The sequence below is a fragment of the Belliella pelovolcani genome, assembly GCF_900156785.1.
GTDB lineage: Bacteria > Bacteroidota > Bacteroidia > Cytophagales > Cyclobacteriaceae > Belliella > Belliella pelovolcani.
Map to the genome: position 1 here is coordinate 108,006 of NZ_FTOP01000008.1, position 14,860 is coordinate 122,865.

13 protein-coding genes are annotated in these 14,860 nt (G+C 38.4%); 7 read left to right on the forward strand and 6 right to left on the reverse strand.

The window, feature by feature from the left end:
- Window positions 1–17 precede the first annotated feature (17 nt).
- The gene (locus BW935_RS10535) at window positions 18–779 is read right to left on the reverse strand and encodes a DeoR/GlpR family DNA-binding transcription regulator (protein ID WP_076501260.1); all 762 of its coding nucleotides are present in this window, start codon (window positions 777–779) and stop codon (window positions 18–20) included.
- A gap of 126 nt (window positions 780–905) precedes the next feature.
- On the opposite strand from BW935_RS10535, the gene BW935_RS10540 reads away from it, so the two are divergent.
- The 3 genes from BW935_RS10540 (at window position 906) to BW935_RS10550 (ending at window position 4,977) form a co-directional block, all read left to right on the forward strand.
- A complete protein-coding gene (locus tag BW935_RS10540) occupies window positions 906–2,468 on the forward strand; it encodes a glycerol-3-phosphate dehydrogenase/oxidase (protein WP_076501261.1) in 1,563 nt (520 codons plus the stop codon).
- 272 nt (window positions 2,469–2,740) lie between these two features.
- On the forward strand, window positions 2,741–4,231 hold the full coding sequence (gene glpK, locus BW935_RS10545; RefSeq protein WP_076501262.1) for a glycerol kinase GlpK: 1,491 nt from the start codon (window positions 2,741–2,743) through the stop codon (window positions 4,229–4,231).
- Window positions 4,231–4,977, forward strand: a complete 747-nt coding sequence (locus tag BW935_RS10550; protein WP_076501264.1) for an MIP/aquaporin family protein — start codon at window positions 4,231–4,233, stop codon at window positions 4,975–4,977. The genes glpK and BW935_RS10550 overlap by 1 nt, the downstream gene beginning before the upstream one ends.
- Window positions 4,978–5,084: 107 nt before the next feature.
- Here BW935_RS10550 and BW935_RS10555 read toward each other — a convergent pair whose 3' ends face one another.
- From BW935_RS10555 to BW935_RS18395, 3 genes are all read right to left on the reverse strand, one after another.
- The gene (locus BW935_RS10555; protein WP_076501265.1) at window positions 5,085–5,549 is read right to left on the reverse strand and encodes a hypothetical protein; all 465 of its coding nucleotides are present in this window, start codon (window positions 5,547–5,549) and stop codon (window positions 5,085–5,087) included.
- Window positions 5,546–6,727 (reverse strand): DUF4221 family protein, encoded by a 1,182-nt coding sequence (locus BW935_RS10560; RefSeq protein WP_076501442.1) that lies wholly within the window; start codon window positions 6,725–6,727, stop codon window positions 5,546–5,548. The genes BW935_RS10555 and BW935_RS10560 overlap by 4 nt, the downstream gene beginning before the upstream one ends.
- A gap of 73 nt (window positions 6,728–6,800) precedes the next feature.
- Window positions 6,801–6,977, reverse strand: a complete 177-nt coding sequence (locus BW935_RS18395) for a hypothetical protein (protein WP_175606663.1) — start codon at window positions 6,975–6,977, stop codon at window positions 6,801–6,803.
- 305 nt (window positions 6,978–7,282) lie between these two features.
- Here BW935_RS18395 and BW935_RS10565 point away from each other — a divergent pair, with 305 nt between their 5' ends.
- A complete protein-coding gene (locus BW935_RS10565) occupies window positions 7,283–8,434 on the forward strand; it encodes an ATP-binding protein (protein ID WP_175606664.1) in 1,152 nt (383 codons plus the stop codon).
- Between the two features lie 154 nt (window positions 8,435–8,588).
- Here BW935_RS10565 and BW935_RS10570 read toward each other — a convergent pair whose 3' ends face one another.
- The gene (locus BW935_RS10570) at window positions 8,589–9,728 is read right to left on the reverse strand and encodes an acyl-CoA dehydrogenase family protein (protein WP_076501267.1); all 1,140 of its coding nucleotides are present in this window, start codon (window positions 9,726–9,728) and stop codon (window positions 8,589–8,591) included.
- A 227-nt stretch (window positions 9,729–9,955) separates the two neighbouring features.
- Window positions 9,956–11,590, reverse strand: a complete 1,635-nt coding sequence (ade, locus tag BW935_RS10575) for an adenine deaminase (RefSeq protein ID WP_076501268.1) — start codon at window positions 11,588–11,590, stop codon at window positions 9,956–9,958.
- Between the two features lie 153 nt (window positions 11,591–11,743).
- Here ade and cmk point away from each other — a divergent pair, with 153 nt between their 5' ends.
- From cmk to BW935_RS10590, 3 genes are all read left to right on the forward strand, one after another.
- Window positions 11,744–12,430 carry a (d)CMP kinase gene (gene cmk, locus BW935_RS10580; RefSeq protein ID WP_076501270.1) on the forward strand — a complete coding sequence of 229 codons (687 nt, stop codon included), beginning with the start codon at window positions 11,744–11,746 and terminating at the stop codon, window positions 12,428–12,430.
- A gap of 4 nt (window positions 12,431–12,434) precedes the next feature.
- Window positions 12,435–13,337 carry a 4-hydroxy-3-methylbut-2-enyl diphosphate reductase gene (locus tag BW935_RS10585; RefSeq protein ID WP_076501271.1) on the forward strand — a complete coding sequence of 301 codons (903 nt, stop codon included), beginning with the start codon at window positions 12,435–12,437 and terminating at the stop codon, window positions 13,335–13,337.
- 134 nt (window positions 13,338–13,471) lie between these two features.
- Window positions 13,472–14,857 carry a Na(+)-translocating NADH-quinone reductase subunit A gene (locus tag BW935_RS10590; protein WP_076501273.1) on the forward strand — a complete coding sequence of 462 codons (1,386 nt, stop codon included), beginning with the start codon at window positions 13,472–13,474 and terminating at the stop codon, window positions 14,855–14,857.
- The last annotated feature ends 3 nt before the right edge of the window (window positions 14,858–14,860 follow it).

The window sequence follows — 14,860 nt, forward strand, 5'->3', positions numbered from 1 at the left end:
AATTCCGCCTCTTTCTTTTATACAACCCTCACTTCAATCCCCATCTCCTCAAGTTTTTCTTTATATATATCTGGTATTCCTGAGTCGGTAATGATCATATCGACATCTTCTAGATTACAAATTTTTCCAAATCCCTTTTTTCCAAATTTACTTGAGTCTGCCAAGACAATGGTTTTTTGTACTGAACGAATCATCTGAGCATTTAAATGAGCTTCCATCATATGGGATGTGGTCAAGCCAAAATCCAAACTAATACCATCAACACTTAGAAACAACTTACTACAAGCAAAATTAGCCATCATTTCCTCTGCATAATTCCCTACCACAGAACTGCTACTTTTTCTAACAACACCTCCTAATTGTACAATCTCCACTTCTGGTGAGTCAATTAGTGCCAAGGTCACATTCATGGCAGCTGTCAGCACAGTTAACTTTTGATCTTTAGGTATGAGTTGCGCAAATGAAACAACGGTAGTTCCAGAACCAATGATGATTGCTTCTTCTTTCTCCACCAATTGAACAGCTGCCTGTGCTATCTTTATTTTCTCCTCTACCCTTACGAGCTTTTTTTCATTTACCGGCTTATCATTTACATAGGGTGAATGAAGTGTGGCAGATCCATGTGACCGAAAAAGCAACCCCTTATCTTCCAATAACTTCAAATCCTTTCTCACTGTCACTACAGTCACATTAAGTTCTTTACTCAGATCTGAAACATGCACAATTCCTGCTTGATTTAATTTATCTAAGATATACCTATGTCTTTCCGCTAATGTCATCCTTACTTTCTTTTGATTATCAAATATAAGTCAGAACAATCACAAAATGAATAATTAGCAAATTATGATTTCTTTTACTTTCTTTTTATTTCTTTTATTACTATTTTTGGATCAAATATTTTCAAAATGGATAGAGTTAAAAACATAGAAAAACTAGAAGAAACTGGGAAGATATGGGATCTTGCTGTAATAGGAGGAGGAGCTTCCGGGTTAGGAGTTGCGCTAGATGCATTGTCGAGAGGCCTTTCAGTAGTTCTTGTTGAAAAAGCAGATTTTGCAAAGGGGACTTCAAGTAGAAGCACAAAACTCGTCCATGGAGGTGTAAGGTACTTAGCACAAGGGGATGTGATGCTGGTTTTCGAAGCACTCAAAGAAAGAGGGAGATTACTTAAAAATGCCCCGCACTTGACGCACAATCAACCCTTCATTATTCCCATTTATACTTTTTTTGATAAGCTTCAATACAGTGTTGGTCTCAAAATATATGATTGGATGGCTGGAAAGCTGAGACTTGGGAAATCCAAATTCATTTCCAAAGAAGAAACGCTAAAAAGACTCCCAAGAGTCAAGCAAGAAGGCTTGAAAGGCGGAGTGGTCTATCATGATGGGCAATTTGATGATGCGAGATTAGCCTTGAGTATTGCAATGACTTGCAATGAAATGGGTGGGAATATGCTCAACTACACGAAGGTAAATGCTTTAATCAAAAACAATAAAGGTAAAATCACAGGAATTCAGGTGAGAGATTTGATAGGAAAGAAAAATTATCAAATCAAAGCAAATATGGTAGTAAATGCCACAGGAGTCTTCACTGATAAAATTCTACAACTTGACCAACCTAGCGCCCCAAAAAGTATACAGCCTAGCCAAGGAATTCACTTGGTTGTGGATCAATCATTCATTGGTGGAAAAGACGCCTTGATGATTCCCAAAACTACAGACGGAAGAGTTCTCTTCGCAGTTCCTTGGCAAGACAAATTGGTACTTGGAACTACTGATACTATAAGAGAAAAAGCAAAGCTTGAGCCAGAAGCGCTTGCCAAAGAAATTGACTTTGTCTTGGAAACAGCATCCGCCTATCTGACAAAAAAGCCTACAAAATCAGATGTTCTATCTGTTTATGCTGGATTGAGACCCTTAGCCGCTCCAAAAGAAGGTAGTACTAAAACAAAGGAAATATCCCGTTCACACAAAGTCATTGTTTCCGATAGCAATTTGGTTTCAATCACAGGCGGAAAATGGACAACTTTCAGAAAAATGGGAGAAGATACAGTAAACCAATTTTCAAAAGTTTCTGGCAAATCAATTGGAAAAAGTCAGTCAGCGGAGATCAAATACCATGGTTATACAGAACATCCACAAGAAGGACACTGGAAAGGCTACGGGTCAAACGCGGAGAAAATTCAAAAAATGATTCAGGACGATCCAAAACTAGGAGAATTACTTCATTCTGAATACCCCTATACACTTGCAGAAGTAATCTGGGCTGTCAAATATGAAATGGCTATCAAAGTAGAAGATATCTTAGCTAGGCGATTGCGTATCCTTTTTTTGGACGCCAAAGCCGCAAAATCTATAGCACCTAAAGTAGCTCAACTGATGGCAAAAATGTTTGGTGAAAATGAAGACTGGATCAATGAAGAACTTTCAGATTTCGAAAAAACGGCAAATAAATATATATTGAAATGAAATAAATAGAAATATCGCTTCGCTGAAATATGCCTACGACGAAATATAATTGAAGATAAATAAATAGAAATATCGCTTCGCTGAAATATGCCTACGGCGAAATATAATTGAAGATAAATAAATAGAAATATCGCTTCGCTGAAATATGGCTTCAAAGAGCATATGTATGATGCTCCCAATTATATCAATTTTATTTCAATCATATTTCTATAATATTTCAAATCTGGTTCTACAATATTCAACCAACTAACAATACCTAAAACAATTAACCCATGTCTCAATACATATTATCCTTAGATCAAGGAACTACGAGCTCAAGAGCGATCATTTTTGATAAGAAAGGCGAGATTGTATCAGTAGCTCAAAAAGATTTCAGACAGCAATTTCCTAGGTCAGGATGGGTAGAGCATGACCCACAAGAAATATGGTCAAGCCAATCATCAGTCATGATAGAATCCCTAGCAAATCAAGGTATCAAAGCTAACCAAATCGCAGCTATCGGGATAACCAATCAGAGGGAGACGACTATTGTTTGGGATAGAAAAACTGGCAGCCCAATTTACAATGCGATTGTCTGGCAAGACCGGAGAACCGCAGCTTTTTGCAATGAATTGAAAGCTTTAGGAATAGCTGAATTGATAACCGAAAAGACGGGGCTGATTTTAGATGCTTATTTTTCTGCTACCAAAATCAAGTGGATCTTAGACAATGTAGAAGGTGCAAGAGATAAAGCAGAGCGAGGAGAATTGGCATTTGGGACTGTTGACACTTGGCTGATTTGGAAACTCACAGGAGGCAAAACTCATGCAACAGATATCAGCAATGCCAGCAGGACGATGATTTATAACATTCATGAAGAAAGCTGGGACGAGGAACTTTTAGAACTTTTTAAAATTCCACGCAGCATGCTTCCTGAAGTCAAAGAGAGTGCTGAAATCGTAGGAGAAACAGCAGGAGATATCCTCTCTCACAAAATCCCAATTGCTGGTATCGCTGGAGATCAACAAGCCGCACTTTTTGGGCAACTTTGTACCCAAGCAGGTATGGCAAAAACCACTTATGGCACAGGGTGCTTTCTTGTCATGAACACAGGTGACAAGCCAGTAACTTCTTCAAATAAACTACTCACCACCATCGCTTGGAAAGTCAAAGGCAAAACGAGTTATGCTTTAGAAGGCTCTGTATTTATAGGTGGAGCAGCTATTCAGTGGTTGAGAGATGGGATGGAGCTATTCGGCCATGCCAAGGAAAGTGAAAAACTTGCTATTAGCTTAGAAGATAATGACGGCGTCTATTTTGTGCCTGCCTTATCAGGACTTGGAGCACCACACTGGGATCAAGACGCTAGAGGGTCATTTTTTGGAATCACTAGAGGTACGACCATAGCACACATGACGCGAGCAGCATTAGAGGCCATCGCGTATCAAGTAAATGATGTCCTCAAAGCCATGGAAAAAGATAGTAAAGAACCCACCAAAGAACTGAGGGTAGACGGTGGAGCCACTGCCAATAATTTTCTCATGCAATTTCAAGCAGATATTTTAGGATGTAGCATTACTAGACCCAAAATCATTGAAACCACAGCCATTGGAGCAGCTTTTTTGGCTGGATTGGCCGTCAGATTCTGGGAAGATGAGGAAGAACTTAAGTCTCTCTGGGAAGTTGATAAGCGTTTTGAACTAAAGATGGACCCTGAAAAAGTTCAAAAATATTTACATTTTTGGCACAAGGCAGTTGAAAGATCTAAAAACTGGGTTGAATAATGGATGCATTTGTAGCTGAATTCGTAGGAACATCGCTCCTACTTGCGATGGGCTCTGGAGTCGTAGCCAATGTGGTCTTGAATAAAACCAAAGGCCAAAATAGTGGTTGGATTGTAATCACAACGGCTTGGGCACTTGGAGTATTTATAGGAGTGGTTGTAGCAGGACCATATAGCGGCGCTCACCTAAATCCAGCAGTAAGCATTGCGCTAGCCATGACGGGAGATTTCCATTGGGGGGATGTTCCTAGTTATGTTTTGGCACAGGTCCTTGGAGCTATGTTTGGATCAGGAGTGGCGTGGTTGGTCTACAAGGATCATTTTAACGCCACAGAAGATCAAGGACTTAAATTCGCTCCATTTGCCACTGCACCTGCTATCAGAAATTATACTTCAAATCTTATTTCAGAGATTGTAGGTACTTCTGTCTTGATCATCGTGATTCTATATTCCACTGAACCTGTTTTGCAAGACGGTAATAATACTCCAATTGGCATGGGGTCGCTTGGCGCTCTTCCTGTAGCTTTTTTGGTTTGGGTGATTGGCTTGTCTTTGGGTGGAACTACTGGTTATGCCATCAACCCTGCTCGTGACCTCGGACCAAGAATTATGCACCAAATTCTTCCAATCAAGGGAAAAGGAAGTAGTGATTGGACATACAGCTGGGTACCGATACTAGGCCCAATCATAGGGGCTTCTTTGGCCGCCGGCATCTATCTCTTGCTTGGAGTCGGTGGGATGGTTTAAAAACTGAACACTGATGACGCAGGTTTAGAAGATTGACACTGATTAAATATTAACGATCATTTCATTCTATCGCAATTTGTGACTAGCTCTGCATCATCAGTGTTCTACTATTTCTTCTCTAAATGTTTAGAGATTTTCAGAAGCTGTTCATCTACATTTTCAAAAGTAATCCCTCCTTTTTCAATTAATTCCCCTTGCTTCAGCAAATAGTAAGATGGGTTGTTGTCAACCATTCCCATTTTCCAAGCTTCATAACTGGGGTCTTTTTGTATTTGAAAATCTTCTAAACCTGCATCTGTAAGCGTCTCCTCAATCAATTTTCCAGAGCGAGCCGTGAAGATCAAATGCATGGAAGACTTTTCAATTCCCTCCATTCTAGGTAACTTAACGATTGTCATTTGGGAACAGGAAGAGCATGCATTTTCCAAAGGAATAATCACTACCGATTCAATTTCATCAGACATTTGGTCTGCCAATAAATCAACCAATTTACCAAATTCTTCCTTATGTGCATTTTCGCTTGTACACGCAAAGGAACCTACCAAAATCAATAGTAAAAATAAACTTCTCATGATTTGTCAACGGGTTTTAATCCAACAAAAATCAACTCATCTTCAGACGGATTATTATCCGGATGATTGATTGAAATATATAGTTTTCCTTGGTGGGTAAAGAACATCCTTGTATAGAATTGGTTTTGAGGGAGTTCATATTCCCCCACCTTCTTCATGTTATTATCCAAAATAATAATAGTCGGCCTTTTGTTATCCCAGTTCCTTCTTCTTCCATCTAAATCTTTGTAAGCCAAACCTTCATAAGCAAATCTATACAAGTAGCCCGTCTCTTGATCGTAAACAATTTCACGGTATGAATCGCTCTCCACATATTCTTGCTGATCGTGATACGGGCTTGGATTATCCAAGGGCAATATATCTCCATGTTCACTATGCCCAGCGGCTGCATAAGTAAGCGCTTCCGAGTCTATATTATAGATCAGCAGATCATTTAAGAATGGCAAACTAACGATTAACTGATCATCTCCCTTAAGCAAGTGTGAGGTATGTGAAAAAAAAGCACTATATACCAGTGGTGACAAATGAGAAGGTAAATTCAAAACATGCTCCATCTGTGGCCGATCACCAAGTGTAAATTTCATGAAATAAGTTCCAGACCATAGACCCGGTGAATTATAATCTTGGTCTCCCGCCGCAAAAGTGAAAGTTGTATTTTTTGTTCGATTATAGATTAACGGTTGATTGGTATAATATAGCTGTACAAAAGGTTTATTATCTTCTCTTTCAATTTCTATTGAATTTATTCTTTGGAGAACATTACCACTAAAATCTGTAATGTAAAGTTCACGACGCCAAGAACTCCCAATCAATAGCGTGCTATCAGACATAACTTCAAATGCCTTAATTGTCCTTACACCATTAGGTCCTTCTTGCTGAAACTTAATACTGAAACTTTCCGCATCATCTGACAATGCATAAAACTCCAAATGGTTTGTACCTTCATTTACAAGGCCTAAATAATCATATTCCCTGATTCGAGTCTTTGAAATGTACTTTGAAAACACATTGGTTCTTTGCCCAATTGGAATGGAAATAGTATCTGTCAAATCCAATGTAACTAGATCATCAAATTTTCTTGGTGAAGGATCAAGTGATTGACTTGTTGAAGTCTGTTCTTCACAACCAAGCAAGCAAACAATGTTAAATAAAAAAAGAGTTATATATTTTTTGTTCATGTTTTCTGATTTTAAAAAAACATCCCTCTTGCCCATAAAGCAAGAGGGATGCAAATTATTAAATTGATTGATTTTAGCAATTACCGGCTTCAGAAACATAGCAATCTCCAGTTCCTAAACAACAATGCTGTCCATTATCTTTTTTCCAACCTACCTCTCCCCACCTTTGAGCAGACAACTCAAGGTAAACACCTCCTGAAAACAATACCAACATGGCTCCAGCGACTAATAATTTTACTTTCTTTTTCATCGTATTCCGATTTATAAATTTAAAAAAGCCTTTTCAGAGTAGCTTCAACCTAAAAGCTTTCCCAATATTATTATTATTATTATGCGCAAGAGATTATTAATATTTTTCTGAAAATTGTTTCAAAAACAAGGTGATCTAAATATCAATCAGTATTTTGAGTTTGAATATAACTAGAATATAAACATATTATAGAACAAAACCTGTACAACCATTGAAATGAATTAGAATCTAAACTTACCTAATTTAGACCATTAAGTATTTTCATTATCAAATATTTTATGCATATTAGGAATTCAATTCCAAATATGCATAAAATGATAAAAAGAGATTTACAAGAAAAAGCGATGGCTTTATTGGAAAAATTTCCATTTTTAGTTATAAGTGGACCAAGGCAATCGGGGAAAACCACTTTTGCAAAAATGATTCAGCCAGAATACTCTTACGTAAACTTGGAACTACCTGAAGAAAGAAATTATGCAAAAAATGACCCTATAGGCTTTTTGAATACCTATAAGGATGGGGCAATATTAGATGAAGTACAGTGGGTTCCTGAGCTTTTTTCCTATCTACAAGTCGTCACTGATCAAAGGGGGAAAGTTGGGGAGTATATTCTGACTGGTTCTCAAAATTTCCTCTTATCAAACCAAATCTCTCAATCTCTGGCTGGAAGGGTGGCTATTCTACATCTAATGCCATTTTCTTTGGATGAAATTCGTCAAAACTATAGTCTAAAATCATGGGAGGAAATGGCTGTCAGTGGAGGATACCCAAGAAAATACAAATATGAAATAGCTCCAGAAGATTTCTATCCCAACTACATACAAACTTATATAGAAAGAGATGTTAGGCAATTATTAAACATTAAGGATTTGAATAGTTTTCAAAAATTCCTACAATTATTGGCTGGAAGAGCCGGTCAGATATTCAATCAAAGCAACTTCTCCAATGAACTTGGGATAGATCAAAAAACAATAAACTCTTGGCTCTCTGTACTCGAAGCATCATTTATTGCATTTCGACTACCTTCTTATTACAGAAATTTCAACAAAAGAATATTGAAAACACCAAAAGTATACTTCTATGATACTGGAGTATTAAGTAGCCTTTTAAGCATTCGCAAGGAAGAAGACCTTAAATTGCATTTTGCAAGAGGTGCTGTTTTTGAAAACCTTATCATCCTTGACTTAATCAAAAAAGAACTTAACAAAGGACATGTCCCAAATCTATATTACTGGAGAGACAGTAACCAAAATGAACTTGACCTCATACAAGAAAAAAATGCAAAACTGATCGCATATGAGATCAAATCTTCCGAAACTTATCACTCAGATTTTCTGAAAGGTCTGAAATATTTCAAAAAATTAGCTCCAGAATCTGAATTAAAACTGGTCTATGCGGGCGATCTCCACCAAGAAAGAGAAGGTGTTCAAATCAGAAACTGGAAAAGCTTGGAATAAAAAACCCTTCCAAAGTTCGAAACTTTGGAAGGGTTAGACTTTTAATATAACTACGTGATTATCTATCAAATCAACTAAATGAAAGCTACAAACAATCTTCATAAGTTAGGAGAGTGCAATTGAACTCTGATGACTGTTGACCGTCGTTTGTTGACTACTTCAATATCTCTCTTGAAATCACCAATTTTTGAATCTCAGATGTCCCTTCTCCGATAGTGCAAAGTTTGGAGTCTCTGTAATATTTCTCTACTGGGTAATCTTTGGTAAAGCCATATCCACCAAAAATCTGCACGGCTTCATTGGAAACAGAAACACAGACCTCAGAAGCATAAAGTTTTGCTTTTGCCCCGGCCAATGTCACCTTCTGACCTTTGTTTTTTAAATCAGCAGCTTTGAAAGTCAATAGTTTGGCTGCCTCTACTTGGGTTGCCATATCAGCAAGTTTGAATGATATCCCTTGGAACCTGCTGATCGGTTGATTGAACTGCTGCCTTTCTTTGGAGTACTGAATAGAAGCTTCCAAGGCTCCTTCAGCAATCCCCAATGACAAAGCTGCAATAGAAATCCTACCTCCGTCGAGAATCTTCATGGACTGAATAAACCCCTCTCCGACTTCACCTAAAATTTGATCTTTGTGAACTCTACAATCCTCAAAAATCATCTCGGCTGTTTCAGATGCTCGCATCCCAAGCTTATCTTCTTTCCTTCCTGCTGAAAATCCCGGAGTCCCTCTTTCAACCACAAATGCAGTCATTCCATGAGAATCCCCCACTTCTCCAGTCCTAGCAATCACTACAGCCACATCACCAGAAGCACCGTGAGTGATGAAATTTTTAGCACCATTAATCACGTAGTAGTCTCCATCTTGAACGGCTACTGTGCGCATATTTCCTGCATCGGATCCTGTATTTGGTTCTGTCAAGCCCCAAGCGCCTAAAAATTCACAAGTAGCTAATTTTGGCAAATATTTCTTTTTCTGCTCTTCATTCCCAAACATCATGATATGTCCAGTACAGAGGGAATTGTGTGCAGCCATGGACAAACCTACAGATGGGTCTAGTTTAGACAACTCCACTATCGCTGTCACATATTCAAAGTATCCAAAACCAGAGCCACCATATTCCGTGGGCACTAAAACGCCCATCAAACCAAGTTCGCCAAGCTTTTTGAATACTTCTATTGGGAAATGCTGAGCATCGTCCCATTCTTTTCTAAAAGGGGTAATCTCTTTCGCTCCAAAATCCCTGATCATTTGGGCAATCATTGCCTGATTTTCATTGAGCTCAAAATTCATCATATTCGTTATTATTGGGTTTATTTTTCACTAATATAACAACTTCCTTTCAAACTGGAAGTTTGAAAAAATCCCTGTAAATAACCCTACCATGTAGTCAATAAAAGTATCAACAATATAATCCCCAATCTAAATCAACTTTGATCAACAAGGTATTTTTACATTTCAAGTAATTACCAAATATTTATTGCTTTGAAAAATGATGATTTTTACATAATTGGCTGATTCTATTGAAGAAAGACGTCTGTGAACTCAAATTTTCGACCATCAAAAAGTCCTTTGTCACTTAATTTCAAATCTGGAATGACCAACAAGGCCATGAAACTCAATGTCATATAAGGTGACTGTAGAGTGGAACCCATTTCTTTAGCCATTCGATCAATTTTTGTATAAGCCTTAGCAACTTCATATCCATCTTCGGTCGACATGATTCCTCCTACAGGCAGCGGTAATACTTCCTCTTGATCTCCATTCACAGCTGAAACTCCTCCCTTGACATTGATAAGCAAATTGACGGCTCTACAAATGGATTCGTCATCAACTCCCACCACAATGATATTATGAGAATCATGACCTACCGAAGAGGCGATTGCACCTGACTTTAGGCCGAAGTTTTTGATAAAAGCGACAGCTGGCGGGGCATCCTCGTACCTATTGACAACAGCTATTTTAAGTATATCAGAAGAAGGATTTGACAGAGCCGAACCATCTTTAAGTAAAATTTCCCCTTTCAGTTCTGGCGTGATTAATTGGCCATCCAAGGCTTGAATTACTCTCACTCGACTTTGATTTGCCTTTAAAGCGAAATCTCCAATTGATTTCAGTGAGGTATTGAAATTATTAATCACATCGTTCTTGACTTTTGGAATAAGAGTTTGACCATCTTGCGCTACGACGCGACCATTGATATAGGTAGCCTTGACTTTGAACTCCACGATGTCATTCAGCAAAATGAAATCAGCAGGATCGCCCACCTTCAACAAACCCACATCAAGTCTATAATGATTCACTGGAGTGATACAAGCTGCACGCAAGACATCAAATAAATTCTTACCTTTTGCCACAGCTTTTGCGACCAATTCATTGATATGTGATTCAGCCAAATTATCAGGATGCTTGTCATCTGAGCAGAACATGATCATTGCAGGATATTCATCTATCAAATCAATAAGCGCTTCGAAATTTTTTGCTGCACTCCCTTCTCTAATAGCGATCTTCATTCCGTACTGGATTTTACCCAATGCTTCTTCTTTTGTAAAGCATTCGTGATCTGTAGTGATACCTGCCGAAGCATACTTTGCAGCGAGTTCTCCTTTGAGCCCAGGTGCGTGACCATCTACTGGTTTACCATATTTTTTTGCCAAAGCGATTTTCTCCATCACCAATGGATCTCTATTGACCGTACCAGGCCAATTCATCATCTCTGCAAGGTAGACAATCTCTTTCCTTTCTAGAAGATCATGAATATCTTCTGTAGTAATCTCTCCACCAGCTGTCTCAAAGGGAGTCGCTGGAACACATGATGGAGCTCCAAAGTAGAACTTAAAAGGAACTTGAGTCCCATTTGTTATCATATAATCCACACCTACCATACCACAGACATTTGCTATTTCGTGTGGATCAGATATCGTAGCAACTGTACCATGCACTACAGCTAATCTAGCAAACTCGGACGGGACTAACATAGATGACTCTACATGCACATGTGCATCAATAAACCCGGGAGAAATATAGGGTAGCTCGGGATTATCTTTGATCTTTCGAATTGATACTATTTTCCCATCTCCTACCTTCAGCTCAACAGCAAAAATGGTCTTATTTATAATGTCTATATATTGACCTTCAATGAAAAAACAATTCATAATTCAATGATTTTAGTTAGGCTTTTTGACAGATAATCCAGAATAGAGCAGATACTTTACAGGAACTTTGAATACATCTTGTTCTCTAAAGGAAATAGATATAAAACTACTATATTTGCCCCTGAAATAAAAAGGAGGGACAACTTTTACTAGATGAATAAAATTGTTATTGCAATTGATGGGCACTCTGGATGTGGCAAAAGCTCCACAGCTAAATCTGTAGCGAAAGCACTTGGTTACACATACATTGATTCTGGAGCCATGTACAGGGCCGCCACTTTACACTTTTTGAATAACCACACTGTATTGACCAATCCCAAAGATGTCAAAAAAGGCCTTGACACACTAGATATTAGCTTTCAAGTCAATCCCAATAATCAAAAACAAGAAACATACCTCAACGGACTCAACGTCGAAGAAGAAATCAGAACCATGAGGGTATCTGATTACGTTAGTGAAGTAAGCAAAATTAAAGAAGTTCGACAAGAATTAGTCGCTCAACAACAGAAATTAGGCTCTAAAAAAGGGGTTGTAATGGACGGTAGGGACATTGGCACGGTTGTTTTCCCTGATGCAGAGTTAAAGATTTTCATGACTGCTGCTATACAGATTAGAGCTGAGCGACGACAAAAAGAAATCTTGGAAAAAGGAGAACTGATCGAATTAGACAAAATCATCAATAATCTTCAAGAAAGAGATAGAATCGATTCAAGCAGAGCTGAAAGTCCATTAATCAAAGCGGAAGACGCCATAGAAATAGACACTAGCTACCTTGATTTCGAAAATCAAGTCGAACAGATTGTATCACTGGCCAAGGAGCGATTGGCCGAGAAAGTATAGACTTATGAATGTGACCATAGATAAAAATTCTGGCTATTGTTTTGGAGTGGAATTCGCTATAAAAATGGCCGAAGATGAAATGGAGGGAACTGATAGACTTTATTGCCTTGGCGATATAGTCCACAATGACATGGAAGTCAAGCGACTTAGCGATAAAGGCTTGGTGGTCATCGACCGAGAGGAGCTTCGAGAGTTAAGCGATTGTAAGGTTCTCATAAGGGCTCATGGTGAACCTCCAGAGACTTACCGTACTGCCATTGAGAACAACATAGAATTAATTGATGCTTCTTGTCCTGTCGTTCTGAAACTCCAACATAGGGTGAAGACGGCATTTGATAAGATGGAGAAAGAGAAGGGTCAAATCGTAATCTATGGCAAAAAAGGGCACGCTGAGGTGATTGGACTTACTGGCCAAACCTTGGAAAAAGCCATTGTTGTAATGGAAGACAAGGATTTAGAAAAAATAGATTTCACAAAACCTGTAACCTTATTCAGCCAAACTACGAAAAGTACTAAAGGCTTTTACGAGCTGAAAGAAAAAATTGAAGAAAAAATCAAAGCAACAAAGGGAGTGTTGAACGAGGTCGACTTCAATGCCAATGATTCCATTTGTAGACAAGTATCAAATAGAGAACCACAGCTGAAACATTTTGCCAGCGAAAAGGACGTAATCATCTTTGTGTCTGGCAAAAAAAGCTCAAATGGAAAAGCGCTATATCAAGTCTGCAAAAACGAAAATGAAAGAAGCTACTTCGTAGAAAATGAATCAGAGATCGATCCAAACTGGTTTAGTCCAGAGGATGAAGTTGGTATTTGTGGAGCGACTTCTACACCTATGTGGCTAATGGAGCAGGTGATGCATTACATCATGTCCCTCGAACAAGGCTTTGCTTTAGAGAGTAATTAATTCAAAGAAATACGTTCATTAAATATGTCAACTTAGCAGGATACTGTCAAATAAACACAGAATTATATTCTAATAACTGATGTATTTTCTTAGATTTGAGGCGTTTTTCAAAAGACCATACAGTTCAAAATAATATGTCAAAACTAATTAAGCTTAAGAAGGGATTCGACATTAAGCTCGCTGGAAAGGCTGAAAAGCAGCTAGAAGACTTCCAGCCAGCAAAGACCTTTGCTATCAAACCTACGGACTTCATTGGTCTTCAAAGACCCAAAGTCACTGTAAACGAAGGCGATACAGTAAAGGCAGGTACTCCGATTTTATTCGACAAGGCTTTGGATCAAGTCCAATATGTCGCACCAGTATCTGGTGAAATCGTTGAGATCAAAAGAGGTGAAAAAAGAAAGCTATTGGAGATTAAAATCTTAGCTGATAAGGAAATCAGCTATGAAAGCTTCGAAAAATATGCTGAATCATCTATCAAATCACTCAGTAAAGAAGAAGCAATCGCCCAAATGACCAAAGGCGGCGTATGGCCTCAATTGATCCAAAGACCCTTTGGTATAGTGGCTAATCCTGAAGATAGCCCTAAAGCCATATTTATTTCAGGTTTTGACTCTCACCCGCTAGCTCCAGATTATGCGATTACCTTAAAGGGTGAAGAAAAGTATTTTCAAGCTGGAATTGATATCCTCAAAAAACTCACAGAGGGAACAATCCATTTGAATCTTAATGCCGATGCAGAAGTTCCAGCCGTCTTTGCTAATGTACAAAATGTACAAATCAATAGATTCTCAGGTCCACATCCAGCTGGCAACGTAGGTGTTCAAATCCACCATATTAATCCTATCAATAAAGGTGAAATTGCTTGGACAATTAACCCTTACGGTGTAGTGCAAATTGGAAAACTTTTCCTTGAAGGTAAATATGACGCTTCTAAAGTTATTTCCATCACTGGATCAAGAGCTAAGAAGGCTGTATACACAAAAACATTTGTTGGTGCGTGTGTAGATACGCTTGTAAATGGAAACTTGAAAGAAGACGAAAAGTCTAATGTTGCTCCAGAAACAAGAGTCATCTCTGGCAATGTATTGACTGGAGAAAAAATAAATCATGATGGTTACTTGGGCTTCTATCATAACCAATTGACTTTGATTCCAGAAGGAGAGTATCATGAATTCTTAGGCTGGATGAAGCCAACAACAGACAAACTAAGTTTCCACAGAGCCCTAGGACTACTTTCTTTCTTGAAACCAAACAAGGAGTACGTTCTTGACTCTAACGTTAGAGGTGAAGAGCGAGCTTTTGTCCAGACAGGTGTATTTGAGAGTGTAACACCAATGGACATTCTTCCAGTATATCTACTAAAAGCCATCATGGCAGAAGATTTTGACGAAATGGAAGAGTTGGGTATCTACGAAATCGTAGAAGAAGACTTAGCGCTATGTGAGTTTGTGGACGTTTCCAAACACCCAGTACAGGAAATAGTTAGAAAAGGAATAGACTTAATTCAATACAGTTAATCA

Coding starts and splice junctions, on each gene's coding strand:
- BW935_RS10565 (WP_175606664.1), top strand. CDS start 7,283: ATGCATAAAATGATAAAAAGAGATTTACAAGAAAAAGCGATGGCTTTA.
- BW935_RS10570 (WP_076501267.1), bottom strand. CDS start 9,728: ATGAATTTTGAGCTCAATGAAAATCAGGCAATGATTGCCCAAATGATC.
- BW935_RS18395 (WP_175606663.1), bottom strand. CDS start 6,977: ATGAAAAAGAAAGTAAAATTATTAGTCGCTGGAGCCATGTTGGTATTG.
- glpK (WP_076501262.1), top strand. CDS start 2,741: ATGTCTCAATACATATTATCCTTAGATCAAGGAACTACGAGCTCAAGA.
- BW935_RS10550 (WP_076501264.1), top strand. CDS start 4,231: ATGGATGCATTTGTAGCTGAATTCGTAGGAACATCGCTCCTACTTGCG.
- BW935_RS10555 (WP_076501265.1), bottom strand. CDS start 5,549: ATGAGAAGTTTATTTTTACTATTGATTTTGGTAGGTTCCTTTGCGTGT.
- cmk (WP_076501270.1), top strand. CDS start 11,744: ATGAATAAAATTGTTATTGCAATTGATGGGCACTCTGGATGTGGCAAA.
- BW935_RS10535 (WP_076501260.1), bottom strand. CDS start 779: ATGACATTAGCGGAAAGACATAGGTATATCTTAGATAAATTAAATCAA.
- BW935_RS10585 (WP_076501271.1), top strand. CDS start 12,435: ATGAATGTGACCATAGATAAAAATTCTGGCTATTGTTTTGGAGTGGAA.
- BW935_RS10560 (WP_076501442.1), bottom strand. CDS start 6,727: ATGAACAAAAAATATATAACTCTTTTTTTATTTAACATTGTTTGCTTG.
- BW935_RS10540 (WP_076501261.1), top strand. CDS start 906: ATGGATAGAGTTAAAAACATAGAAAAACTAGAAGAAACTGGGAAGATA.
- BW935_RS10590 (WP_076501273.1), top strand. CDS start 13,472: ATGTCAAAACTAATTAAGCTTAAGAAGGGATTCGACATTAAGCTCGCT.
- ade (WP_076501268.1), bottom strand. CDS start 11,590: ATGAATTGTTTTTTCATTGAAGGTCAATATATAGACATTATAAATAAG.